General features: G+C 70.8%; 21 protein-coding genes, 1 pseudogene and 1 riboswitch. Of the genes and pseudogenes, 9 read left to right on the top strand and 13 right to left on the bottom strand.

Annotated elements, in window-relative coordinates:
* The 4 genes from GT045_RS39445 to GT045_RS03570 form a co-directional block, all read left to right on the top strand.
* Positions 1-1479 (top strand): hypothetical protein (locus GT045_RS39445; protein WP_237538332.1); only part of this gene is annotated, 1479 nt, incomplete at its 5' end.
* A gap of 119 nt (positions 1480-1598) precedes the next feature.
* Entirely contained in the window at positions 1599-2006 is a 408-nt protein-coding gene (locus GT045_RS03560; RefSeq protein ID WP_161287376.1) for a VOC family protein, read from the top strand.
* Positions 2007-2134: 128 nt separating this feature from the next.
* On the top strand, positions 2135-3259 hold the full coding sequence (locus GT045_RS03565) for an LOG family protein (RefSeq protein WP_161333266.1): 1125 nt from the start codon (positions 2135-2137) through the stop codon (positions 3257-3259).
* Positions 3260-3424: 165 nt separating this feature from the next.
* The gene (locus GT045_RS03570; protein WP_202515028.1) at positions 3425-4135 is read left to right on the top strand and encodes an LAETG motif-containing sortase-dependent surface protein; all 711 of its coding nucleotides are present in this window, start codon (positions 3425-3427) and stop codon (positions 4133-4135) included.
* A gap of 17 nt (positions 4136-4152) precedes the next feature.
* Here the strand turns inward: GT045_RS03570 and GT045_RS03575 are convergent, their stop codons facing one another.
* The 4 genes from GT045_RS03575 to rlmN form a co-directional block, all read right to left on the bottom strand.
* Entirely contained in the window at positions 4153-5172 is a 1020-nt protein-coding gene (locus GT045_RS03575; RefSeq protein ID WP_161333267.1) for an ABC transporter ATP-binding protein, read from the bottom strand.
* On the bottom strand, positions 5172-6809 hold the full coding sequence (locus GT045_RS03580) for an iron ABC transporter permease (protein ID WP_161287386.1): 1638 nt from the start codon (positions 6807-6809) through the stop codon (positions 5172-5174). The genes GT045_RS03575 and GT045_RS03580 overlap by 1 nt, the downstream gene beginning before the upstream one ends.
* A 47-nt stretch (positions 6810-6856) precedes the next feature.
* Positions 6857-7939, bottom strand: coding sequence for a thiamine ABC transporter substrate-binding protein (locus tag GT045_RS03585; protein WP_161333268.1), 1083 nt, complete (start codon positions 7937-7939; stop codon positions 6857-6859).
* Between the two features lie 81 nt (positions 7940-8020).
* A riboswitch (TPP riboswitch) is annotated at positions 8021-8128 on the bottom strand.
* Between the two features lie 23 nt (positions 8129-8151).
* Entirely contained in the window at positions 8152-9258 is a 1107-nt protein-coding gene (gene rlmN / locus GT045_RS03590; RefSeq protein WP_161287380.1) for a 23S rRNA (adenine(2503)-C(2))-methyltransferase RlmN, read from the bottom strand.
* 313 nt (positions 9259-9571) lie between these two features.
* Here rlmN and GT045_RS03595 point away from each other — a divergent pair, with 313 nt between their 5' ends.
* The 4 genes from GT045_RS03595 to GT045_RS03610 all read left to right on the top strand — a co-directional run bounded on the left by GT045_RS03595 (position 9572) and on the right by GT045_RS03610 (position 12245).
* Positions 9572-9814, top strand: coding sequence for a hypothetical protein (locus GT045_RS03595; RefSeq protein ID WP_161333269.1), 243 nt, complete (start codon positions 9572-9574; stop codon positions 9812-9814).
* 340 nt (positions 9815-10154) lie between these two features.
* A complete protein-coding gene (locus GT045_RS03600; RefSeq protein WP_161333270.1) occupies positions 10155-10577 on the top strand; it encodes a hypothetical protein in 423 nt (140 codons plus the stop codon).
* Between the two features lie 768 nt (positions 10578-11345).
* Complete coding sequence (locus GT045_RS03605) at positions 11346-11771, top strand: hypothetical protein (RefSeq protein WP_161333271.1); 426 nt, start codon at positions 11346-11348, stop codon at positions 11769-11771.
* A 318-nt stretch (positions 11772-12089) separates the two neighbouring features.
* Positions 12090-12245: a hypothetical protein gene (locus GT045_RS03610; protein ID WP_161287383.1), complete on the top strand. Its 156-nt coding sequence runs from the start codon at positions 12090-12092 to the stop codon at positions 12243-12245.
* A 116-nt stretch (positions 12246-12361) separates the two neighbouring features.
* Here GT045_RS03610 and GT045_RS03615 read toward each other — a convergent pair whose 3' ends face one another.
* From GT045_RS03615 to rpsB, 6 genes are all read right to left on the bottom strand, one after another.
* Positions 12362-13630, bottom strand: coding sequence for a cytochrome P450 (locus tag GT045_RS03615; RefSeq protein WP_161333272.1), 1269 nt, complete (start codon positions 13628-13630; stop codon positions 12362-12364).
* 345 nt (positions 13631-13975) lie between these two features.
* Entirely contained in the window at positions 13976-15118 is a 1143-nt protein-coding gene (locus tag GT045_RS03620; protein WP_161294512.1) for a phosphatidate cytidylyltransferase, read from the bottom strand.
* Complete coding sequence (gene frr / locus GT045_RS03625) at positions 15118-15675, bottom strand: ribosome recycling factor (RefSeq protein ID WP_161294514.1); 558 nt, start codon at positions 15673-15675, stop codon at positions 15118-15120. Before frr ends, GT045_RS03620 begins: the two co-directional genes overlap by 1 nt.
* Positions 15676-15859: 184 nt before the next feature.
* Positions 15860-16618 (bottom strand): UMP kinase, encoded by a 759-nt coding sequence (pyrH, locus tag GT045_RS03630; protein WP_161333273.1) that lies wholly within the window; start codon positions 16616-16618, stop codon positions 15860-15862.
* A gap of 215 nt (positions 16619-16833) precedes the next feature.
* Positions 16834-17670, bottom strand: a complete 837-nt coding sequence (gene tsf, locus GT045_RS03635; protein WP_161294518.1) for a translation elongation factor Ts — start codon at positions 17668-17670, stop codon at positions 16834-16836.
* 160 nt (positions 17671-17830) lie between these two features.
* Entirely contained in the window at positions 17831-18742 is a 912-nt protein-coding gene (gene rpsB / locus GT045_RS03640; RefSeq protein WP_161333274.1) for a 30S ribosomal protein S2, read from the bottom strand.
* A gap of 343 nt (positions 18743-19085) precedes the next feature.
* On the opposite strand from rpsB, the pseudogene GT045_RS40645 reads away from it, so the two are divergent.
* Positions 19086-19436, top strand: a pseudogene (locus GT045_RS40645) (M23 family metallopeptidase); the annotation flags it as partial.
* A gap of 379 nt (positions 19437-19815) precedes the next feature.
* On the opposite strand, the gene GT045_RS03650 reads toward GT045_RS40645, so the two are convergent.
* From GT045_RS03650 to dprA, 3 genes are all read right to left on the bottom strand, one after another.
* Positions 19816-20373 carry a TetR/AcrR family transcriptional regulator gene (locus GT045_RS03650; protein WP_161297689.1) on the bottom strand — a complete coding sequence of 186 codons (558 nt, stop codon included), beginning with the start codon at positions 20371-20373 and terminating at the stop codon, positions 19816-19818.
* A gap of 64 nt (positions 20374-20437) precedes the next feature.
* The gene (gene whiG / locus GT045_RS03655) at positions 20438-21280 is read right to left on the bottom strand and encodes an RNA polymerase sigma factor WhiG (RefSeq protein ID WP_161297688.1); all 843 of its coding nucleotides are present in this window, start codon (positions 21278-21280) and stop codon (positions 20438-20440) included.
* Positions 21281-21600: 320 nt separating this feature from the next.
* The gene (dprA, locus tag GT045_RS03660) at positions 21601-22704 is read right to left on the bottom strand and encodes a DNA-processing protein DprA (RefSeq protein WP_161333276.1); all 1104 of its coding nucleotides are present in this window, start codon (positions 22702-22704) and stop codon (positions 21601-21603) included.
* Positions 22705-22814: the final 110 nt, after the last annotated feature.

The following is a 22814-nucleotide window of genomic DNA, read 5'->3' on the forward strand; positions in this document are numbered from 1 at the left end:
ACCGGGTTCCTGCTCCTGGCCTGCCTCGGCCACGCCCTGGACCACCCGGACGCGCCGGGTGCCGCCGCGCTGCGCCTGGCCTGGTGCGCGGTGCCGCTCGCCGCCACGGTGTACCTCGCGCTCGCCGTCGCCCGCACCGATCCCGGCACCCGGCCGCGCCCCGGACTGTCCGCCGTGGGTCTGGGGCCGGCCCGCCTGATGGCCGTCTCCGCCCTGACGACCGCCCTGTCCTGCACCCTGGGCTCGATGCTGGCCCTGCTGGTCTTCCTGCATCTGCGCGGCGACCTGTCGGGCATGCCCTTCGACGGCGCGGCGGCCGGCTTCCTGGCCGCGGACCGTCCCCTCCCCCTCCCGGCGACGCTGACCCTGCTGGCCCTGCTCCCGGCCGCGGCGACCACGGTGGTGGCCCTGGCCCTGCGTCCTCGCGATCCCCGCCCGGCCGTCCGGGGCACCCGGGGGTTCGGGCGCTTCGGGGCGTACGGCAACACGGCGGCGAAGGAGACGTTCGGAGCGTACGGCCGCTTCGGCGCCCGCTCCGGCCGCCGGCCACCGGGGGACACCGCCGGCGCCGGCCGGCCCCGGGGAGGCGCCGACGAAGGGCGACGGCCCGGGACCGGACGGGCGGGAGACGCCGACGCCGAGCAGCCCGGGAAGGGACGGGCGGGAGGCGCCGACGCCGAGCAGCCCGGGAACGGACGGGCAGCCGACGCCGACGGCAGACAGGCGAGGGACGGACGGGCAGGCAGCGCCGACGCCGGGCAGGCCGGGAACGGGCAGGCCGGAAACGCCGACGCCGGGCAGGACCGTCCGCGGCAGGCGGGAAGCGGCGGCGGTGACGGGCAGGCCGGTGACCCGGTCGACCCCACCTCCGCCCCCGCTCCGGCTCCCGCTCCCCAGTTCCCCCGGCAGTCCCCCGTCGGACTGCCCTGGGGCGTGGCCCTCGTCACCGGCGGCCTGACCGTGCAGTCGTACGCGGGCCGTTCCGATCCCGCCCCCGCGCTCGCCGTACTCCTCGGCTGGCTCCTCACCGGCACCGGCCTCGTCCTGGCCGCCCCCGGCCTCACCCACCTCTGCGGCCTGCTCCTGCAGTCCACCCGCCCGGGCGCGCTCCGGCTGCTCGCCGGCCGGGTCCTGATGACGGAGGCCGCCCGCATCGGCCGTCCGCTCGGCGTGGTCTGCGCGGTCGCGTCCGCCGGCTACGCCATGACCGCCCTGCACGACGGCTCGGCCCGTGCCTTCGGACCGCTGTCCGCCCTCGGGGCGCTCGTCGTCGCCGGTTCCACGGTCGCCACCCTGTTCACCGCGGCCGTGGAGGCCCGCCAGTGCCGCGCCGACACCACCGCCGCGCTGCTGCGCCTCGGCGCGCCCGCCACCATGCTGCGCGGGGCCGCCGCCCTCCGGGTGGTCGCCCTGCTCGCCCTGTTCGGTCCGCTCACCCTCGTGATCGCCGCGTTGTCGGCACTGCCCACGGCCCGCTGACCGCTCGCCCCGCGGGAAGTCGGAAAAGAGGATCACCGGGCACCGATGAGTCCGCGGCGGTCCGCCGGTCTACCTCCCGAACGCGACGCACGCGCACCACACCGACGGAAGTGACCCGCATGTACCAGCAGATGATCTTCGTGAACCTGCCCGTGAACGACCTCGACGCCTCGAAGAAGTTCTTCACAGAACTCGGCTACACGATCAACCCCCAGTTCAGTGACGAGAACGCGGCCTCCGTGGTGATCAGCGACACCATCGTCGCGATGCTGCTGACCAAGCCGTTCTACGCGACCTTCACCAAGAAGGAGATCGCCGACGCGACGACCACCAGCGAGGTGCTGGTCTGTCTGAGCGCCGAGAGCCGGGAGAAGGTGGACGAGCTGGTCGACAAGGCGGTCGCGGCCGGCGGCACGGCGACCGGCCCGGTTCAGGACCAGGGATTCATGTACGGCCGCGCTTTCGACGACCTCGACGGCCACACCTGGGAGATCATGTGGATGGACCCGGCGGCCGTCCAGGGCTGACGTCCGAGGGCGATGGCCTCGGCTGACGTCCGAGGCCGCTGTTCCGGGCTGGCGTCCGAGGCCGCTGTCGGGGGGCCGATGTCCAGGGCCGCTGCCCGGGGCTCGAACTGCCGTGCCAGCATGGGCGGGTGCATCCGACACCCGCCCAGCCGTCCCGCGCCGCCCACGACCACGAGATAGAGTCGCTCGCCGAGTTCGACGAGGTGGTCGCCGAACACGGCACGCTCGCCCGCTTCCGCGTCCAGGCCGTCGACCTGACCGGCCGTACCGCCGTACTACTCCGCCTCGACACCACCGGTGCCGTCTTCCTCGGCTGCCCGATGGACACCGAGGCCGCCGCCCATGTCCGGTCGGCCGGAGCCCTGGTGTTCCCGCCGGTCCCCGGGCTCCCCTTCGACCCGTACCGGGGCTTCGTCTACACGCCCGACGAGTTGTTCGCGTCGCTGGCGGAGGGCTACGAGGCCACTCCGGACGCGCTGTCGTACGACTGGTTCCAGCGGACGAAGGCCGACGGCGACGTCTTCGCCTCCATGCTCCGCGCCATCCACGACGACGCCGTCTCCGACGCGCTGGACGAACTCCTCGTCGGCGCCCGGGTGGTGGGCGTCATGGGCGGCCACGCGATGGCCCGCGGCACCGACGCCTACGCCGGTGCCGCCCGGCTCGGCCGCGAGCTGACCCGCGCCGGGTTCACGGTGGCCACCGGCGGCGGGCCGGGCGCGATGGAGGCGGCCAACCTGGGCGCGTACGCCGCCCCGTTCGCCGACGGCATGCTCGACGACGCCCTCCGGCTGCTCGCCAAGGCCCCCTCGTTCCGGCCGTCCGTCACCGACTGGGCACGGGCCGCCTTCGAGGTGCGCGAACGCTGGCCCGGAGGCGGGACGTCGGTGGGCATCCCCACCTGGTTCTACGGCCACGAGCCGCCGAACGCCTTCGCCGCGCACCTCGCCAAGTACTTCGCCAACGCCACCCGCGAGGACGGCCTGCTGGCCCGGTCCACCGCCGGGGTGGTGTTCCTGCCGGGCGCCGCCGGGACCGTACAGGAGATCTTCGACAACGCGACACCCAACTACTACGAGTCGCGCGGCGAACCGACCCCGATGGTGCTCGTGGACGGCGAGCACTGGACGCGGGAGCTGCCGGCCTGGCCGCTGCTGCGGTCGCTGGCGCAGGGGCGGGCGATGGAGTCCCGTATCGCCCTCGTCGACCGGATCGAGCAGGCGCCCGAGGCGATCAAACGTCTCGGTGGTTAATAAGCGGGCAAAGTCAACGGCTGTGAACGGCATATGCGTTGACACTTCTCGCGAGGCGCTTATAAATCTGTGAGCCTCCTGGGGTGCCGGGGCCTCACCTCATCACTCGCCCCGACTCCCCCACAACCCCCCGCAATTGCACTCTGTAAAGGACAAACGTTGTCCATGACTCGCCGTAGCGTACGCCGTTCCGTGCGCCTCCTGGGTGTCGCCTCCGGGTCGACGGCGCTGGTGCTGGGCCTGTCCGGCTCCGCCCTCGCCTGCGACATCAAGGACTTCTCCGCCGAAGCCAAGTGCGACGGCGGCAAGGGTGTCATCGTCGTCACCGACACGGACGCCTCCGCAACCGAAGCCACCGTCAGCGTCTTCCTCAAGGGCGTCGGCGGCATAGAGACGAAGGTCGGCGAGCAGCCGGTCAAGGGGTCGAAGCAGGGCACCGACATCACCTTCGCGGAGGACTGGAAGCCGAACGCCACCTACCGGGTGCACGTCAAGGCCGCCAAGGGCGCCAAGGCCGTGGACGAGGACGTCCGGCCCGACCTGGTGACCCCGTCCACCGCCTGCACCACCGAGAGCAGCACCCCGACGCCGCCGGCCAGCGCGTCGCCGTCGCCGTCACCCTCCAGGTCCGCACCGGCCGAGTCCACGCCGCCCGGGTCGGCGACCCCGGCCCCGTCGGCCTCCGAGTCCAGCTCCGCACCGGCGGGCGCCCCGGGCAACGCGCCGTCCCCGGCGGTCGGTGACTCCAACCTCGCCGAGACCGGCGCGAACTCCAACACCGGGCTGATCGCCGGGCTCGCGGCGGCGCTGGTCGTCGTCGGCGGTGGCGCGGTCTGGTTCGGCATGCGCCGCCGGGGCACGAACCGCAACGGCTGACGCCCGGCGGCGGACGGTCAGTCCAGTACGACGATCTCCGCCACGTCGAACTCCACACCCACCGACGCGCCGGGCTCCGGCGCGTCCCGGAGCGCACACGCCGCCTCCAGCCGCGGGCCGTCCGCCGGCTGGAGGTGGACGGCCACATGCGTGCCCCTGAAGGTGCGGGCGGTCACCGTGCAGGGCAGGCCCTGGTCGGCCGGTACCAGCCGGACCCCGGCGGGACGGGCGAGCACCGTGCGGCCGCCCTGCGGGGAGCCGTCGGGAACGGGCAGCTTGCCCCACGGACTGTCGGCCACCGTGCCGGCGACGGTCGCCCGCACCACGTTCTCGAAGCCGAGGAAGCGGGCCACGAAAGCGTCGGCGGGCCGCTGCCACACCTCGACCGGCGTCCCGGACTGCGCGATCCGGCCGTCCCGCATCACCACCACCCGGTCGGCCAGCGCGAACGCCTCGCCCTGGTCGTGGGTCACGGCGAGCACGGTCGTACCCAACCGCCCGAACAGCTCCCGCAGTTCGACCACGAGCCGCTCGCGCAGCGAGCGGTCGAGCTGGCCGAGCGGCTCGTCCAGCATGAGCAGCCGGGGCCGCGGCGCGAGCGCCCGGGCGAGGGCCACACGCTGCTGCTCGCCGCCGGAGAGGGAGGCGACGGCCCGCCGTGCGGCACCCGGCAGCCCGACCAGCTCCAGCAACTGGCCCACCTCGGCGTCCCGTTCACCCCTGTCGACGCCGTGCATGCGCAGCCCGAAGGCCACGTTGGCGCCGACGTCCCGCTGCGGGAAGAGCTGATGATCCTGGAACATCAGCCCGACGCCCCGCTTGTGCGCGGGCACGCCGGTCTGGTCACGGCCGTCGAGCAGCACCCGCCCGGCGTCCAGGCGCTGCAGTCCGGCCACCGCCCGGAGCAGCGTCGACTTGCCGCTGCCGCTCGGCCCGAGCACGCACACCACCTCGTGCTCGGCGACATCGAGGCCGACCGCGTCGAGCACCGGCCGCCCGCCGAAGCGCACGGTCGCGGCATCCAGGCTCAGCAGCATCAGAACTCCCCCGTCCGGCCGATGGGCATCCCCCCGGCCGAGTCTGTCCGAGACGGCGGGCGCAGCCGCTCCAGGAGGAGCAGCGCGGCGGCGCACACCACCATCAGAATGGTCGAAAGAGCCATCGCCTGCCCGTAGTTGAGATCACCGGGACGGCTCAGCAGCCGGGCCACGGCGACCGGCAGGGTGGGGTTGTCGGGCCGGGCGATGAACACGGTCGCCCCGAACTCGCCCAGCGACACGGCGAACGCGAACCCGGCGGCGACCAGCAGCGCCCGCCGCACCAGCGGCAGGTCCACCTCCCGCCACACCTGCCAGGGCGAGGCGCCGAGCACGGCCGCCGCCTCCCGGAGCCGGCCGTCCACCGCTCGCAGCACCGGCAGCATGGTCCGTACGACGAAGGGGGCACCGACCAGCGCCTGGGCGAGCGGCACCAGGATCCAGGACTGGCGCAGGTCCAGCGGCGGCTTGTCGAGGGCGATCAGGAAGCCGAACCCGACGGTCACGGCGGAGACGCCGAGCGGCAGCATCAGCAGCGCGTCGAAGCCCCGCACCAGCCGTCCCGCGTCCCGGCGGGCCAGCGCCGCGGCGGCGAGTGCGCCGATCACCACGGCGATGGCGGTGGCGGCGACCGCGTACTCCAGCGAGGTCCACACGGCGTGCACGGGCGCCACCAGGAACGTACCGCCGTCCGCGTCGGTCAGCGCCCGGTAGTAGCCGAGGCCGTTCCCGTCCAGCGAGCGCCGGACGAGCACGCCGAGCGGCAGCACCAGCAGCAGGGCGATGGACGCGAGGACCCCGGCGAGCAGCGTCCGCTGTCCCGCTCCGCGCGGCCGGCGCGCGGTCGTCGCGGCGTCGACCAGCCGGAGGGCGGACTCCCTGCGCCGTACCGTCCAGGCGTGCACGGCGAGGATCGCGCCGACGGCCGCGAACTGGACGAGGGTGAGCACGGCGGCCGTCGACAGGTCCAAGGTCTCGGAGGTCTGCCGGTAGATCTCCACCTCCAGGGTGGAGAAGGTGGGGCCGCCGAGGATCTGCACGACACCGAAGGAGGTGAAGGTGAACAGGAACACCATCAGCGCGGCGGCGGCGACGGCGGGCGCGAGCGCCGGCAGCGTGACCTTGCGCCAGGCCGACAGCGGGGAGGCGCCCAGCATCCGCGCGGCCTCCTCCTGCCGGGGGTCGAGCTGGGCCCACAGCCCGCCGACCGTACGGACGACGACGGCGTAGTTGAAGAAGACGTGGGCCAGCAGGATGGCCCACACCGTGGTGTCCAGCCGGACGCCCCACAGTTCGTCGAGCAGCCCGCCGTGCCCGACGAGGGCGAGGAAGGCGCTGCCGGCGACGACGGTGGGCAGCACGAACGGGACCGTCACCACGGCTCGCAGCACCTGTTTGCCGGGGAAGTCCAGCCGGGCGAAGACATAGGCGGCGGGCAGCGCCGACAGCAGGGTGAGCGCGGTGGAGGCGAGCGCCTGCCAGGTGGTGAACCACAGCACGTGCCGGATGTCCGGCTGGGCGAGGACGTCCGTGATCCGCCCGAACCGCCAGGCGCCGTCCACCTTCAGGCCGCGCGCGACGATCGCCGCCACGGGCCAGGCGAAGAACAGCGCGAAGAACGCGACGGGCAGGGCCATCAGCCCGAGCCGTGCCGCGTTCCCGCGCAGGTCCCGCTCGCGGGCGGCTACTTCAGTACGAGCGACGTCCACGACTTGACCCACTGGTCGCGGTTGGCGGCGATCCGGTCGGACGCCATGGTCTCGGGGTGCTCGGCGGCCGGCCCGTACGCGGTGAACTCGGCGGGCACCTTCGCGCCCTGCCGCACCGGGTAGACGTACATGTTCAGCGGCATGTCCTCCTGGAACTCCTTGGAGATCAGGAAGTCGACGAACGCCTTGGCGCCCTTGGTGTTGCCGGCGTTGCTGAGCACCCCGGCGAACTCGGTCTGCCGGAAGCAGGTGCCGCTCGCCACACCCGTCGGGGCGGTGCGGGGCCGCTTCTTGGCGTAGATGACCTCGGCGGGCGGGGAGGAGGCGTACGACACCACGAGCGGCCGGTCGCCGCCCGCCTTCCTGCCCTCGGAGGAGCCGGAGAACTCCTGGTAGTACGCCTGCTCCCAGCCGTCGACGACCTTGACGCCGTTGTCCTTCAGCTTCTTCCAGTAGTCCGGCCAGCCCTCATCGCCGTAACGCGCGGCGCTGCCGAGGAGGAAACCCAGCCCCGGCGAGGAGGTGGCCGCGTTCTCGGTGACGAGGAGGTTCTTGTACCGCGGCTCGGCGAGGTCGGCGAAGGAGCGCGGCGGGGTCAGCTTTTGCTCGCTGAAGTACGCCTTGTCGTAGTTGACGCAGATGTCGCCGTAGTCGACGGGGGTGACCCGGTGCTTGTCCTTGTCGAGCTGGTGAGCCGCGCCCACCTGATCGAGGCCCTTGGCGGTGTACGGCTGGAAGAGGCCGTTGTCGAGGGCCCGGGACAGCAGGGTGTTGTCGACACCGAAGAAGACGTCGCCCTGCGGGTTGTCCTTGGTGAGGATCGCCTTGTTGACGGCCTGCCCGGCGTCACCGTCCTCGAGGACCCTGACCTTGTAGCCGGACCGCTTCTCGAAGTCCTTGAGCACGTTCTTCGAGACGGCCCACGAGTCGTGGCTGACCAGGGTGACGGTCCCGGGATCCGAGGAGCCCTGGGAGCCGGATGACCCGCACCCGGCCAGCGCGGGCAGGGCGAGCAGGCCGAGCCCCGCCGCCACGGCCACGAGGGTCTTGTCGTGCACTGGATGTCCTCCTGGGGGTCGGCCAGGAAGAGACGCGGCCCTGCCCGGCACCCCTGAGGGGGCGCGGGCAGGGCGCAACAGCTTGAGTGGTGACCGAACTTCCTACCCAGAATGACCTGGGCGAGGTTCAGAGGGTCTGCGGCCCGATTGCCGCACTCTCAGCGCTGTGGCGCTCCCCTGTCGGAATATGAAGATGTGTGGACGTGGCCAGATTACCGTTCGGTGGCCGCGAGCTGACCACAGGCTCCGTCGATCTCCTGACCACGGGTGTCCCGGATGGTGACGGGTACCCCGTGCGCGGCGACGGCCTCGACGAACGCCTTCTCGTCCTCCGGCCGCGACGCGGTCCACTTCGACCCCGGCGTGGGGTTCAGCGGGATGAGGTTGACGTGCACGGGCTTGCCCCGGAGCAGCCGGCCGAGCCGGTCACCGCGCCATGCCTGGTCGTTGATGTCCCGGATGAGGGCGTACTCGATGGACAGCCGGCGCCCGCTCTTCTCGACGTACTCGAACCCGGCGTCCAGCACCTCGCGCACCTTCCACCGCGTGTTCACGGGGACGAGGGTGTCGCGCAGCTCGTCGTCGGGGGCGTGCAGGGAGATCGCGAGCCGGCACTTGAAGCCCTCGTCGGCGAACCGGTGGATGGCCGGCACCAGTCCCACGGTCGAGACGGTGATCCCGCGCTGGGACAGTCCGAGGCCGTCGGGGGCGGGGTCGGTGAGCGCGCGGATGGCGTTGACCACCCGCTTGTAGTTGGCGAGCGGCTCGCCCATCCCCATGAAGACGATGTTGGACAGCCGCGCCGGGCCGCCCGGCACCTCGCCGTCCCGCAGCGCCCGCATCCCGTCCACGATCTGGTGGACGATCTCGGCGGTGGACAGGTTGCGGTCCAGGCCCGCCTGCCCGGTGGCGCAGAACGGGCAGTTCATCCCGCATCCGGCCTGCGAACTGATGCACATGGTGACCCGGTCCGGATACCGCATCAGCACCGACTCGACGAGGGTCCCGTCGAACAGCCGCCACAGCGTCTTGCGGGTGTCCCCCTGGTCGGTGGACAGATGCCGGACGACGGTCATCAGCTCCGGGAGAAGCGCCTCCTGGAGCTTGGCGCGCGAACCGGCGGGGATGTCGGTCCACTGCTCCGGGTCGTGCGCGTACCGCGCGAAGTAGTGCTGCGCGAGCTGCTTGGCACGGAACGGCTTCTCCCCGATCTCGGCCACCGCGTCCTTGCGCTCGGCGGGCGTGAGGTCGGCGAGATGCCGCGGCGGCTTCTTGGCTCCGCGCGGGGCGACGAAAGTGAGTTCTCCGGGTGCAGGCATAACACGTCCAGTGTGGCAGATCATCGCCGGGGGCCCAGGCCAGAGCGGGGTGGGGGTGGTCACCCGTGGGCACCGAACCGTCAGCGCCGGTCGACTTCGGACGGCCCAGGGACGGCCCGGAGCCCCGGCAACCATCCGGCCATTGCACGTCGGCGTTGTAGCCCGTCGAGAGAACCCCCGCCGCTGTGTCCCGCCGGCATGCACGACGTCGGACACTGCAACCGCCTCGCACGAACACCACACGAAGACAGTACGCACTGGAAGGAAATCTCATTGACTTCAACCATCCGCACGTGATCGACATCGTTCGAAGTTGGCCAGTATCGAGCAATTGATCGCGCACTGGCGGACGGATGGGTTAGTAATCTACGGAGGCAACGCCGGAACATTAGGAATAGATGTGAGCGACGATAACTTGTTCCATGACCTTAAAAGGGAACGGGCGAAGATTTTGGACGAGACCCATAAAGCAGTAGTTCGTCTCCACGCCGAGACAGACGAAAAGTTGCAGTCGATCGTCCGTAAAGCCGCCAAGGCCGCGAGAGAAAGTGAATAAATGCCCTGCTTGGTGCGATGGACGCCCGGGCCCGACTTGACAATTTACCATGCGGCTGACGCGCCGTGCGGACGCGTTCGCGATCGCCATAACTTCAGGCGCACGAATGAGAAGTCAGCCAAGGATGCCTCACCCTACAGTTGGCTTAATCGCTGTAGCGCGTGCTCCTGGTCCAGGGCAGCTGCTATCCACGGAAAACGAATGCTGAAATGGAAGTAGAAACTTCCCCTTCGAGTCCCTAAGAGTTGCAATGAATACGCCGCGCCCTGCCCTCCCGGCCACTTTGAAGCGTGATCTCCGACTTGAAGTAGGCGGAGTTTGCCCGTTCACCCACTGTCGCATGCCAGCTCAGGAAGCCTGCCACATCTGGGATCGCGCCAGGGGCGGACCTGATGTTTTCGGTAATCTTCTCCGCGCTTGCGCTGCGCATCACCACCAGCACACCTCTGGAATCATCCCCGACCACGATTTGCGGGTAATTAAGGCCCGCCTCGCCTGGGCTAACGATAGATATACGGAAACAGAGTATCTCTGGCTGCAGATCTTCGCAAAGTACGGGGGAACGCATTTCAGGCACCCTACCTTGAAGCGCGCATGTCTTCGCTTCCTGGAATCGGATGGCTACATTGAAATCATCGGGTCATCGAGCACTTCCGCCAATACAGAAAGCATGGACGAGTGGCGACTGACCAACATCGGGCAGTGGTTCGCGAAGGCCTGGATGGAATCTGGCGCCCACCCTATGGAAATCACGCAGCAGTAGCGTGACGACAACTGGAGAGGTCATGCGGGAAGTAGATCGTCTAACCCTGTTCACTGCCGTTGGAGAAATGGCCGTGTTGCGCGCGATCGAGCTTGCAGGTGACCGCATCATCCGGAGAGTGGAACGGTCTTCGAGAGGACCACTAAAGGAATTAAAGCCGATTTCAGTGCATGTGCAGCGACCCGTCCAGCACGCTCAACCAGACGTGATCCTCCCTGGTGAAGCTTGGACAATTCCAACAGTTCTAGGGTTCGCGGGTGAGTTCATCGAGGCACTCGACGAGCATACGCGAATTCTCCTTGCCTCCGGACTCGAGTTCCGTAGAGAGGATCTTATCCTCACACTCTCCCGGCTACCCCTCGATAGCCTGCCACTTCCCTGGGAATCACTTGCATGGCGAAGTGGTCAGGATGCCTGAATTCGCCACAGGCATCGGAAGACGAGCACCGCTGCTCTGCCATGCCGCTCCCGAGGCATGAGAAGCGGTCGGTGGAGCGGCCTTGGGCTGGAGCTGCTTTGGTGCGAGTGATCATGGCCCCGTAAGCTTCCGGCGCGTCGGACAGTCTGTGGACCTGCCCGCTAAGGCACGACGTTGGGGCCATGCGGGTGTATGCGCATGTCATGCCATCGAGCCAGGAGCGGACTCGGAAGGCAGGGGACGCGGTGCTGTCTCCTGACAGTGATTCCGCGCAGTTCGGCTGACTCGACGGGCATGCGAGTGACAGGGGTCTGGGAACAATCCCTGACATGGGTGTGTAGGGGACGTTGTTGGCGACCATTGCCGGTGCTGTGATCGCGCTTGTAGGTCAGCACCTTGTCAAGCGATCCGAGGAGAAGGCTCGCATCGCGCAGTTGCTGTTGGAGCAATGTGCTCTGGTGGCGGCATCATCAGCGGACCTACAGCACCGCGTCTGGGAGGAGAAGGCCCTGAGCTTGGAGGGTCGAGTCAGCGACTGGGACCTGTCAGCCCAGCGGCTCGCGTCCGCACGACTGCGCTTCCTCTCGAAGGACCAAGCATTGCTGTCGGCACTGGAAGAGATGAACAAGGCCGGCCAGCAATTCGGTAGCTACTGGCGACGGGGGCACATCGACGACCCCGAGTACGCCGCTCGCTGGAGCCGTTACTCCGAAGCCATCGAGCGCTTCGTGGCGGCGAGCGGAAACGCGGTACGCCGTCGCCTCACTCACAGCTGAGTCCGCCTTCGCAGGTGCGGATCTGCGGCTCACGGCCCAGGCCCGGCCCAGGAGCCCGCAGCAGCCCCCGCTCCAACGTCAAAGGCGCTGGTAAGAGCACCATCTACTCCGGATCACTGTCGGTTCTCCGGACTCAGGCATGGGGATACCGGTGTCGCAGATCCACATGGGTGACCCGCGGTCGTCGCTGGCTACGGCTGTCGTCCGGGGGCGTCACCGCTCGCCTGTGCGGTGTGCCGGGTGCCTGACGGCGTCCAGCCAGGAGCGGAAGGCCGTCGACCGCGTGTTTCCGCCGTCACGGCCGGGCACGCGCGAGGAATGACCTCTTACTACGTGGCATCGGTGCAACTGGCGGAGCGCTGGCAGGGCCCCCCGTGGTTCAGATGGGCCTTCCTCGGCGTGTGGGCGCTCTGCGGGGTGTTCGTCCTCTACAAGCTGCGCCAGAACGGGTGGAGGTTTCCCCGGCGGCGCTGAGGCGGCCCGACCGGGTGTGAGAGGGCGGGAGTGCCAGTTTTCGGGCCCGGGCATGGCGGTACCGGTGTCGCAGGTCCGACCGGGCGCGGGTGATCCGGTCGCCCGGGAAGAGGTCGTCACCAGGTCACGGGCAGTGCCCTCGGTCCGCGGATCAGGCCCTGGCGCTGGAACTCGACCTCCTCGGGCGGTACGGCCAGCCGGATGCCGGGGAAGCGGGCGAGTACGGAGCCGATCATGACCTCCGCCTCCATGCGGGCCATGACGGCTGCCATGCAGTGGTGCGGGCCATGGCCGAAGGCGACGTGCGGGGTGCCTTCGCGGTCGAAGTCCAGGGCACCGGGGTCGGGGAAGGCCGCGGGGTCGCGGTTGGCGGCGACGTAGGCGTTGTAGACCACGTCCCCGGCGCGGATCAACCGGCCGCGGACCCGCACGTCCTCGGTGGCGATCCGGGGGATGCCGACGCCGTTGCGGTGCGGTACGTAGCGCAGCAGTTCCTCCACGGCCCGGGGCAGCAGGCCCGGCTCGCGGCGCAGCCGGTCCAGTTGCCCGGGGTGGGTGAGCAGCGCGTACATCATCGAGCCGCTGTTGTTGCGGACCGCGTGGCCGCCGCTGACCTGGACGGCGATGGCGAGAGAGATCGCCTCGTCGTCGGTGATCTCACCCGCGGCGGCGGCCTGCGCCAGCACGCCGGCCAGGTCCTCGCCGGGGTCGTCGCGGCGGCTGCGGAGCAGTTCGGCGATCCGGGCCCGGGTGGCCGCGGCGGCCTCCGCCGCGCGCTCCTGGGACCCCGCGCCCGCGGACAGCAGGGCCTCGCCCGTCGCGGCCCACTGCTGCCAGTCCTGCTCCGCCACGCCCAGGAAGTCGCGGAGCACGGCGATCGGGAAGGGGCCGTGCAGATGTTCCATGAGGTCGGCCGGAGCACCGGCGCGTGCCATCCCGTCGAGCAGTTCGGCGGCCCTGCGCTCGGCGAGCGGACGCAGCCGCCGCATGCCGGCGCCGGTGAACGCCCGTGCGACGACCCGGCGCAGCAGGGTGTGCCGGGGCGGGTCGACGTACTGCACCCCGGCGGTCTGCGAAGCCACCGGCACCGGGCGCATGGTGGTGACGTCACGGCCGGTGACCTCCGCCCGGGAGAACCGCGGGTCGGAGGTGACGAAGCGGACGTCCTCGTACCGCGTGACCAGCCAGGCCCATCCCGCGCCGTGCGGCAGCCGGATGCGGGCGACCGGTTCGTCGCGCAGCAGTTCGTCCAGGAAGGGATCGGGGTCGAGCGCGGGCAGGTCGTCGACGGGCCAGAACCGGATGGGCGGTGCCGGCGGGCCGCCGGCCCTGACCGGCGGGAGGGGGTCGGGCGGGGGGCGGACCGGTGCGGGATCGAGGGGCATCGGGCACTCTCCTGCTGCGTCGCCGGGCGGCGGTGGGAACGCCGTCCTGTGAGGGAGTCTGCCGCGCGCGGGGCCCGGCCGCCGATTCGTGCTGCGGCATCCGGGTGCGGGTGCGGGCCGACCCCGGTCGCTGCGGCATCCCGGTGCGGCGCCCCGCCGTCCCCGGTGCCGCTCGGATCCCTCAGATCTTCCCGCTTCGCCGAGATCCCCCTCGCGGAGAGCTGCATACGGCCCACGGGCCCCCTTCCTGTTCCCAGGAAGGGGGCCCGTGGGCCGTGCGGCGAGGGGCTCACGTGGAGCCCGTGACCGGTGTCGCGGCCTCGGCAGCCGGAGCGCGGACCGGGCTCAGCTGCTGCCGACGAAGACGACCATCAGCAGCCAGACCACCGGTGCCGTGGGCAGCAGCGAGTCCAGGCGGTCCATGATGCCGCCGTGGCCGGGGAGCAAGGTGCCCATGTCCTTGATGCCCAGGTCCCGCTTGATCATGGATTCACCGAGGTCACCGAGTGTGGCGCTGGCCGCGACCGCGAGGCCCAGCAGCAGGCCCTGCCACCAGATGCCGTCGTCGATCAGGAAGTGCATGCACAGCGCGCCCGCGACCATGGCGAAGAGCACCGCACCCAGCAGGCCCTCGCGGGTCTTGCCGGGGCTGATGCGCGGGGCGAGCTTGTGCCTGCCGAAGCGCCAGCCGACCGCGTAGGCGCCGGTGTCGCTGACGACCGTCAGCAGCAGGAAGGTCAGCACCCGCCAGGGGCCGTCGTCGGCGGTGAGCATCAGCGCGACGAACGTGGCGAGGAAGGGCACGTAGAACGCCGCGAAGACGCCGGCCGTGACGTCCTTGAGGTAGCCCTCCGGTGGTTCCGTCATGCGCCACACGAGGACGGCCAGGGCGGTGAGGGCCATGGCGACCCACGCCCCCTCGGCGCCGCGCACATAGCCGGCGACGACCATGGCCGCTCCGCCGACCGCGAGCGGCACGAGCGGCGCCTTGATGGCTTTGCGTTCCTGGAGCCTGCTGGTCAGCTCCCACAGCCCGACCACGACGGCGACCGCGACGACGCCGACGAAGACGGCCTTGACGATGAACAGGGACGCGACGATCACCACACCGAGCCCGACCCCGACCCCTATGGCCGCGCTCAGGTCACGGCCCGCGCTCTTCTTCTGCGGCGCCGGCGGCGTCTGCGGGACGTCGGGCATGGGCTCCGGGTTCTGGGTCTCGGCCGGGAGTTCCCGGACCTGGAACGTCTCGTCTCGGAACAAGGGGCCGCCCGTCGAAGCGGCCCCCCGGTCGTCGTCCTGGTTCCCGCCGTACACGGGTACGTCGGTTACGTCGGGCACGATGGGCATGGGGCGAGTCTGCTGCGCCTGAGGCGCATCGTACGCGGGACCCGCCGGGGCAGCCCCCTGGGCAGGCCCACCCGCGGTGGACCCCCAGTAGCCGGCCTGCCCCGCCGGCGGCGGTGCCCCCCAGGAAGAGTCGCTCATCAGACTTCGAGCAGCTCCGCTTCCTTGTGCTTCAGAAGCTCGTCCACCTGAGCGACGTACTTGTGCGTGGTGTCGTCGAGCTCCTTCTCCGCGCGGCGGCCCTCGTCCTCGCCGACCTCGCCGTCCTTGACGAGCTTGTCGAGGGCTTCCTTGGCCTTGCGGCGCACGGAGCGGATCGAGATCTTGGAGTCCTCGGCCTTGCCGCGGGCGACCTTGATGTAGTCGCGGCGGCGCTCCTCGGTCAGCTCGGGGAACACCACTCGGATGATGTTGCCGTCGTTGCTGGGGTTGACGCCCAGGTCGGAGTCGCGGATCGCCTGCTCGATGTTGCGCAGCGCGCTCTTGTCGAACGGGGTGACGACCGCCATGCGCGGCTCCGGCACGGAGAACGAGGCCAGCTGGTTGATCGGCGTCGGGGCGCCGTAGTAGTCGGCCACGATCTTGTTGAACATCGCCGGGTGCGCACGGCCGGTGCGGATCGCGGCGAAGTCCTCCTTGGCGACCACGACGGCCTTCTCCATCTTCTCCTCGGCCTCGAGGAGGGTCTCTTCGATCACCACTTGCTCCTGCGTGTCTTGAGTGAGGCCCGGCTCCGGTTCCTCTGCGGGGCGGCGGCCGGCTGCGTCGCGTCTTCTTCCTGCACGGTTCCCGACCGGCAGGACATTGTCCATCCCCCGGCCAGGGCGCGTCCCGTCCGTCCCCCGGACAGGGGGCGTACCGCGGGCGCCGGGGGCGTTCCGGTCAGTTCCGGCTGCTCTCGTCGCCCACCAGCGTGCCGATCTTCTCACCCTTGACGGCACGGGCGATATTGCCCTCGGCGAGAAGCTCGAAGACGAGGATCGGGAGCTTGTTGTCCCGGCACAGCGTGATGGCGGTGGCGTCGGCGACCTTGAGGTCACGGGTGATGACCTCGCCGTAGCCGAGCGCGTCGAACTTGACGGCGTCCGGGTTGGTCTTCGGGTCGGAGTCGTAGACCCCGTCCACGCCGTTCTTGCCCATCAGCAGCGCCTCGGCGTCGATCTCCAGGGCGCGCTGGGCGGCGGTGGTGTCGGTGGAGAAGTACGGCATGCCCATACCGGCGCCGAAGATGACCACGCGGCCCTTCTCCAGGTGGCGCACGGCACGCAGCGGGATGTACGGCTCGGCGACCTGGCCCATGGTGATGGCGGTCTGCACGCGGGACTGGATGCCCTCCTTCTCCAGGAAGTCCTGGAGGGCGAGGCAGTTCATCACGGTGCCGAGCATGCCCATGTAGTCGGAGCGGGCGCGGTCCATGCCGCGCTGCTGGAGTTCGGCGCCGCGGAAGAAGTTGCCGCCGCCGATGACGACCGCGATCTGGGCCCCGTCGCGCACGACGGCCGCGATCTCCCGCGCGATCTTGTGCACCACGTCCGGGTCCACGCCCAGGCCGCCGCCACCGGCGAACGCCTCTCCGGACAGCTTCAGCAGAAACCGGCCGCGTACTTTGCCGTCGTCGCTCGTCTGGGCCTTGGTGGTCATGGGGGATCCCGCCTCTTTCATGTGTTGCACATACGAAGAAGGCCATTGCCGATGGGGTCGCTTTTCGCTCCCTGCGCGGCAATGGCCTCCTCGTCAGATCTGCTGCCGTCCGCCGCACGCCCGGGTGTGGCGGTGTGCGCGGACGACTGCGGTCGACCCTACCGGGAATTCCTCTGGGATTTCCCTGGGGGTCACGCGTCGATCGCGGTACGGACTCAGATGCCGACCTTGATGCGCGAGAAGCGCTTCAGGGTGACACCGGCCTCGTCCAGCACCTTCTGGACCGACTTCTTGTTGTCGAGCGCGTACGGCTGGCCGAGCAGCGTGGCGTCCTTGAAGAAGCCGTTGACGCGACCCTCGACGATCTTGGCGATCGCGGCCTCGGGCTTGCCCTCGGCGCGGGTGGTCTCCTCGGCGACGCGACGCTCGGTCTCGACGACCTCGGCCGGAACGTCCTCACGGGAGAGGTACTTCGGCGCGAAGGCGGCGATGTGCTGGGCGATACCCTTGGCGACCTCGCCGTTCGGCTTGTCCAGCTCGACCAGGACACCGATCTGCGGGGGCAGGTCGGGCATGGTGCGGTGCATGTAGGCGGTGACGTAGCCGTCGGCGAACTGCGCGAAGCGGTCCAGGACGATCTTCTCGCCGAGGTTGGCGTTGGCCTCGTCCACGAACGCCTGGACGGTCTTGCCGGCCTCGATCTCGGAGGCGAGCAGCGCGTCGAGGTCGGCCGGGTTCGTCTTGGCGACGTGCTCGGCGATGGCGTTGGCCACGGCCTGGAACTTCTCGCCCTTGGCGACGAAGTCCGTCTCGCACTTCAGCTCGACCAGGACACCGGAGGAGTTGTCGTCGGCGATGATGGAGACCACGGCGCCGTTCTCGGCGGAGCGGCCCTCGCGCTTGGCGACGCCCTTCTGGCCCTTGATGCGCAGCGCCTCGACGGCCTTGTCGACGTTGCCCTCGGCCTCGTCCAGCGCCTTCTTGCAGTCCATCATGCCGGCGCCGGTGAGCTCACGGAGCTTCTTGACGTCGGCGGCGGTGTAGTTCGCCATGAGTCTGTGAGTCTTTCTCGAAGTCTGGAAGATCTTCTGATCCGCACGGTCCGTGATCCACATGTGATCGCGGATCACGGACGGCGTGCCGACCTACAGGTGAACAGCGGGGGCGGACTTGATGGCACCGCCCCCGCCGTCGAACGCTGACGGACCGGCGTCAGGCCTGCTCGCCCTCGGCGGCCGGCGCGGCCTCGGCCGGAGCAGCCTCGGCGGCCGGAGCCTCGGCGGCCGGAGCAGCCTCAGCGGCCGGCGCGGCCTCGGCGGCCGGAGCCTCGGCGGCCGGAGCCTCGTCCTTCTTCTCACCCTCGAGCAGGTCGCGCTCCCACTCGGCGAGCGGCTCGCCCGCGGCCTTCTCGCCCTTGTCACCGGTGGCGACGCGAGAGCGGGAGATGAGGCCCTCGGCGACGGCGTCGGCGATCACGCGGGTGAGCAGGGTGACGGAGCGGATCGCGTCGTCGTTGCCCGGGATCTTGTAGTCGACCTCGTCGGGGTCGCAGTTGGTGTCGAGGATCGCGACGACCGGGATGTTCAGCTTCCGGGCCTCACCAACGGCGATGTGCTCCTTCTTGGTGTCCACGATCCAGACGGCGCTGGGCACCTTCTGCATCTCGCGGATACCGCCGAGGGTCTTCTCCAGCTTGGCCTTCTCGCGGGAGAGGACCAGCAGCTCCTTCTTGGTCAGACCGGAGGACGCGACGTCCTCGAAGTCGATCTGCTCAAGCTCCTTCAGGCGCTGCAGACGCTTGTAGACGGTCGAGAAGTTGGTGAGCATGCCGCCCAGCCAGCGCTGGTTGACGTAGGGCATGCCGACGCGGGTGGCCTGCTCGGCGATGGCCTCCTGCGCCTGCTTCTTCGTGCCGACGAACATGACCGTGCCGCCGTGGGCGACGGTCTCCTTGACGAACTCGTAGGCGCGGTCGATGTACGACAGCGACTGGAGCAGGTCGATGATGTAGATGCCGTTGCGCTCGGTGAAGATGAAGCGCTTCATCTTCGGGTTCCAGCGACGGGTCTGGTGACCGAAGTGGACGCCGCTCTCCAGCAGCTCCCGCATCGTGACGACGGCCATGGCCGTATCTCCTTGGTGTTCTCGGTTGTGCCGCGTCCGCCGGACGGCGGTCGCGCCTGACGCCCGCGTCGCGCCGTGCCACGAAGGACCGAGGGGCGCTTGGTACGAACCGTTGCCGGCTGTCGTACCGGGGCGTGCGAAGTCGACCCGGTGACCCGGATCGCCAGAAGAAGTGTACGGGACCGGCGGGGCAGCGGGTGACGCCACTGTCCACAACCGGGGAGTGGTCCACAGGTCCGCCCCTGGCCGGGCGGGGTGCGGGACGGTTGCGTCCATGCGACGACTGATGCGATGCGTGACGCTGTGGGCCGTACCGCTGCTGGGTCTGCCGGGGCTCGCGCTCATGCCCATGGCCTGGGCGGGCGACCCGGCCCCTGTTCCCGCGCCGGCTCCGGCGGCACCGGTCCCGGCCATCGCCCGGGGCTGGCCGGTGGGCTCTCGTCCGCAGGTCCTGCGGGGCTGGGAGCCACCGGCGACGGCGTACGGTCCCGGTCACCGGGGCGTGGACCTGGCGGCACCGGCCGGCGCCCCGGTCCGCGCGGTGGCACCGGGCCGGGTGGTGTTCGCGGGGCGGGTGGCGGGGCGGGGCGTGGTGTCCGTGGCACTGGCGGGCACGGACCTGCGGACGACGTACGAGCCGGTGCGGGCCTCGGTACGGGAGGGCGAGGAAGTGCGGGCGGGTGACGTCCTGGGGGCGGGTGACGTGGTGGGCGCGGCTGGCCCGGTGGGCGCGACCGACGTGGCGGGTGCCGGTGACGTGGTGGGTGCGACCGATGTGGTGGGTGCCGGTGACGTGGTGGGTTCGGGTGCCCCGGTGGGCGCGACCGACGTGGCGGGTGCCGGTGACGTGGTGGGTGCGGGTGCCCTGGTGGGCGCGGGCGACGTGGTGGGTTCGGTGGAACCGGCCGGCTCGCACTGCGGGAGCACCACCTGCCTGCACTGGGGGCTGCTACGAGGCTCGGCCTACCTGGACCCCCTGTCGTTGCTGCCTCCCTGGCTGCTGCGGAGGGGCCCCTCGCGGCTGCTGCCCGTCACCGGCTCCTGACACGCCGGGTCACCGGCGCGGCCGGGCGTCAGCCCTGCACGCCTCGCAGGGCCATGGCGACAGCGGCATCGGTGATGGCGGCGGGATCCTCGGCCGCCCCCAGCTCGATCCTGCGCACCGCCGCGTCCACCACCCCCTGCAACAGCATCGCCGCCAGCCGGGGCTGGCCGTGTCCCATCTCCCCCAGCGCCTCGACGATCATCGCGATCAGGCCCCCGTGAGCCGCCCGGATCTTCTCCCGGGCACCGGCGTCCAGCTCACTCGCGGAGATGGCGACGACCGCCCGGTGCCGCCGGTCCCCGACCAGCGCCAGCTGCCGGCGCACATACGCCTCGACCTTGCCCTCGGCCGTGCCGGCACGCTCCATCGCGGTCTCGACCTCCGCCGCCCACACCGGGAAGTCGACCTCGCACAGCTCCTCGACCACGGCGGCACGCGACCGGAAGTACTCGTACACGCTCGACCGCGCCAGCCCCGTCCGCTCGGCCAGCGCGGGGAAGGTCAGCGCTTCCGTTCCGCCCTCCGACAGCAGGGACCGAGCCGCGTCCAGCAGGGCGGCTCGCTGCATCGACCGGTGTTCGGCCACGGAGGCCGCTCGAATCCTTGGCACGCCGACCACTTTACGGACGCACCACCCCCGAGGGGAGGACTCACCGGCCGAAGCTCGCGAGCTTGGCCCGCAGCTGGAGGACCGACTTGGTGTGGATCTGGCTGACCCGGCTCTCGGTGACGCCGAGCACGTTGCCGATCTCGGCGAGGGTCAGCCCTTCGTAGTAGTACAGGGTGACCACGGTCTTCTCCCGCTCGGGCAGCGTGTTGATCGCCCGGGCCAGGAACCGGCGCAGTTCCCGGTCCTCGGCCACCTCCACCGGGTTGTCGGCGGCGGTGTCCTCCAGCGTGTCCATCAGGCTGAGCCGGTCCCCGCCCTCGCCACCGACGTGCAGCAGCTCCTCCAGGGCGACCACGTTGGCCAGCGACAACTGGCTGAACACGGCATGGAGTTCGTCGACCTCCATGCCCAGCTCGGCGGCGACCTCCCCCTCCGACGGCGTCCGCCGCAGCCGCGCCTCCAGGGTGGCGTAGGCGCGCTCGACGTTGCGCGCCTTCTGCCGGACCGAGCGGGGGATCCAGTCCAGCGCCCGCAGCTCGTCGATCATCGCACCGCGGATCCGGGTGATCGCGTACGTCTCGAACTTGATCTCACGGTCGATGTCGAACTTCTCGATCGCGTCGATCAGCCCGAACACTCCCGAGGAGACGAAGTCGGCCTGCTCCACGTTGGGCGGCAGCCCGACGCTCACCCGGCCCGCGACGTACTTCACCAGCGGTGAGTAGTGCAGGATCAGCTGCTCCCGCAGCCGGTCGTCCCCCGTCGCCTTGTACGACCGCCACAGCTCGTCGAGCGTCGAGGGGGCGGGCGGTCGCACGCTGCCACCGTCGCGGGCGGTGGGGGGGATCGCCGCCCGGTCGGACCCGGAGGTGTGCTGGGGCATTCGTCGCCTTGTGCCGTTCTGCCGTGAAGTGCCGTGAAGTGCTGCGAGGTGGGTGGAGTGAGCTGCCTGTGCTGACGTGGGCCGACTGGGTGAGGTGTCTGTCTGGTGCCGGGTTGCGCGGTCTGCGCCACCACCGTCGTGAGCGTAGCGTGACTGAGGAGTCGCGGTGTGCGAACAGTGCGGCACCACCCCGGCGCGGGAGGCCCGCGCGGGGCCCTTCGCCGCGCCGCACGCCTCGCTCTGCGTGACCGGCTCGGGACGCCAACTCCGGGAAACGCCAAGGGCGTCGGGAGTTCCCCCGGACGGCCGAACACGGTCGGTCAGCACGGGTGTCGACCGGCCCGGACCGACATCACCGCCTGGCGTGTCAACTTCCAGCCATCGCCGTGTCGTTCGACGTAACCAAGTGCGCGGAGTTCGTACAGCCTCGCGATCGCCTCGTCCTGTGTGGTGCGCGCGCCGAGCGCGATCTCCTCCACGGAGGCCGCGCGGTTGCCGGGCAGGGCGGCGAGCACGGCGCGGGTGGCCGGTTCCAGCAGGTCGCGTGGGAGGACGGGGCCCCGCCGGGCCGGTGCGAGGTCACCCATGTCGCCCACGAGTTCGATGACTTCCGTGGCGTCGGTGACCAGGGTGGCCTCGTCGCGCAGCAGTTCGTGGACGCCGGCGGAGAGCGCGCTGGTGACCGGGCCCGGCACACCCATGGTGAACCGGGAGAGGCGCCGCGCGGCCCGCGCGGTGGCCAGGGAGCCGCTGCGGCGGGCGGCCTCCACGACGACGGTGCCTCTGGTCAGGGCGGCGATCACGCGGTTGCGGAGGATGAACCGGCTGGGGGTGGGGTGGTCGCCGGGCGGCAACTCACCCACCACCAGTCCCTGTTCCGCGATCCGGGTGATCAGTGCGGCGTGGCCGCGGGGGTAGGGCTGGTCGACGCCGCAGGCCAGGACGGCGACGGTGGCGCCGCGGGCGGCGAGGGCGCCGCGGTGGGCGGCCCCGTCGATGCCGTAGGCGCCGCCCGACACCACCACCCACCCGCGTTCGGCGAGGCCGCAGGCGAGGGTGGCCGCGGCGTGGGTGCCGTACTCGGTGCAGGCGCGGGCGCCGACCAGGGCCACGGAGCGCAGCGCCCACATCCGCAGGTTCGGCCGGCCCCGTACCCACAGGCCGAGGGGCCGGGCGTCGCCGAGGTCGTCGAGCTGCCGGGGCCACTCGCCGTCCCCCGGGCACACGAACCGCGCGCCCGCGGCGCGGGCCGCGGCGAGATCCCGCTCCGGTTCGGCCCGCGCCGCCCGTGCGACGAGCCCCGCCCACCGGTTCCCGCTCACTCCGGGCAACGGGTCCATGCCGCACCGCAGCCGCCGCACCACCTCCCTCACCCCGAGCTCCCGCACCCACCGTCCCGCCGTCTCGTCCCCCGGTTCGGTCACCCGCCCGAGGAAGACACGGCCGAGCCGTTCGTCGTCCGGCCCCCGGCTCGCGGCCGCCTCCGCGACGGGGTGGTTCCCGGGCTGCCCCGCCGCGGCCGGACCGGTCCCCC

The sequence above is a fragment of the Streptomyces sp. SID486 genome, assembly GCF_009865385.1.
In the GTDB taxonomy this organism is placed as follows: domain Bacteria; phylum Actinomycetota; class Actinomycetes; order Streptomycetales; family Streptomycetaceae; genus Streptomyces.

Excerpts from the sequence above, each read along its gene's own strand:
- GT045_RS03560 (WP_161287376.1), top strand. The coding sequence starts at position 1,599 with ATGTACCAGCAGATGATCTTCGTGAACCTGCCCGTGAACGACCTCGAC.
- GT045_RS03570 (WP_202515028.1), top strand. The coding sequence starts at position 3,425 with ATGACTCGCCGTAGCGTACGCCGTTCCGTGCGCCTCCTGGGTGTCGCC.
- GT045_RS03575 (WP_161333267.1), bottom strand. The coding sequence starts at position 5,172 with ATGCTGCTGAGCCTGGATGCCGCGACCGTGCGCTTCGGCGGGCGGCCG.
- GT045_RS03580 (WP_161287386.1), bottom strand. The coding sequence starts at position 6,809 with ATGGCCCTGCCCGTCGCGTTCTTCGCGCTGTTCTTCGCCTGGCCCGTG.
- rlmN (WP_161287380.1), bottom strand. The coding sequence starts at position 9,258 with ATGCCTGCACCCGGAGAACTCACTTTCGTCGCCCCGCGCGGAGCCAAG.
- GT045_RS03600 (WP_161333270.1), top strand. The coding sequence starts at position 10,155 with ATGCCAGCTCAGGAAGCCTGCCACATCTGGGATCGCGCCAGGGGCGGA.
- GT045_RS03610 (WP_161287383.1), top strand. The coding sequence starts at position 12,090 with ATGACCTCTTACTACGTGGCATCGGTGCAACTGGCGGAGCGCTGGCAG.
- GT045_RS03615 (WP_161333272.1), bottom strand. The coding sequence starts at position 13,630 with ATGCCCCTCGATCCCGCACCGGTCCGCCCCCCGCCCGACCCCCTCCCG.
- GT045_RS03620 (WP_161294512.1), bottom strand. The coding sequence starts at position 15,118 with ATGAGCGACTCTTCCTGGGGGGCACCGCCGCCGGCGGGGCAGGCCGGC.
- pyrH (WP_161333273.1), bottom strand. The coding sequence starts at position 16,618 with ATGACCACCAAGGCCCAGACGAGCGACGACGGCAAAGTACGCGGCCGG.
- tsf (WP_161294518.1), bottom strand. The coding sequence starts at position 17,670 with ATGGCGAACTACACCGCCGCCGACGTCAAGAAGCTCCGTGAGCTCACC.
- rpsB (WP_161333274.1), bottom strand. The coding sequence starts at position 18,742 with ATGGCCGTCGTCACGATGCGGGAGCTGCTGGAGAGCGGCGTCCACTTC.
- whiG (WP_161297688.1), bottom strand. The coding sequence starts at position 21,280 with ATGCCCCAGCACACCTCCGGGTCCGACCGGGCGGCGATCCCCCCCACC.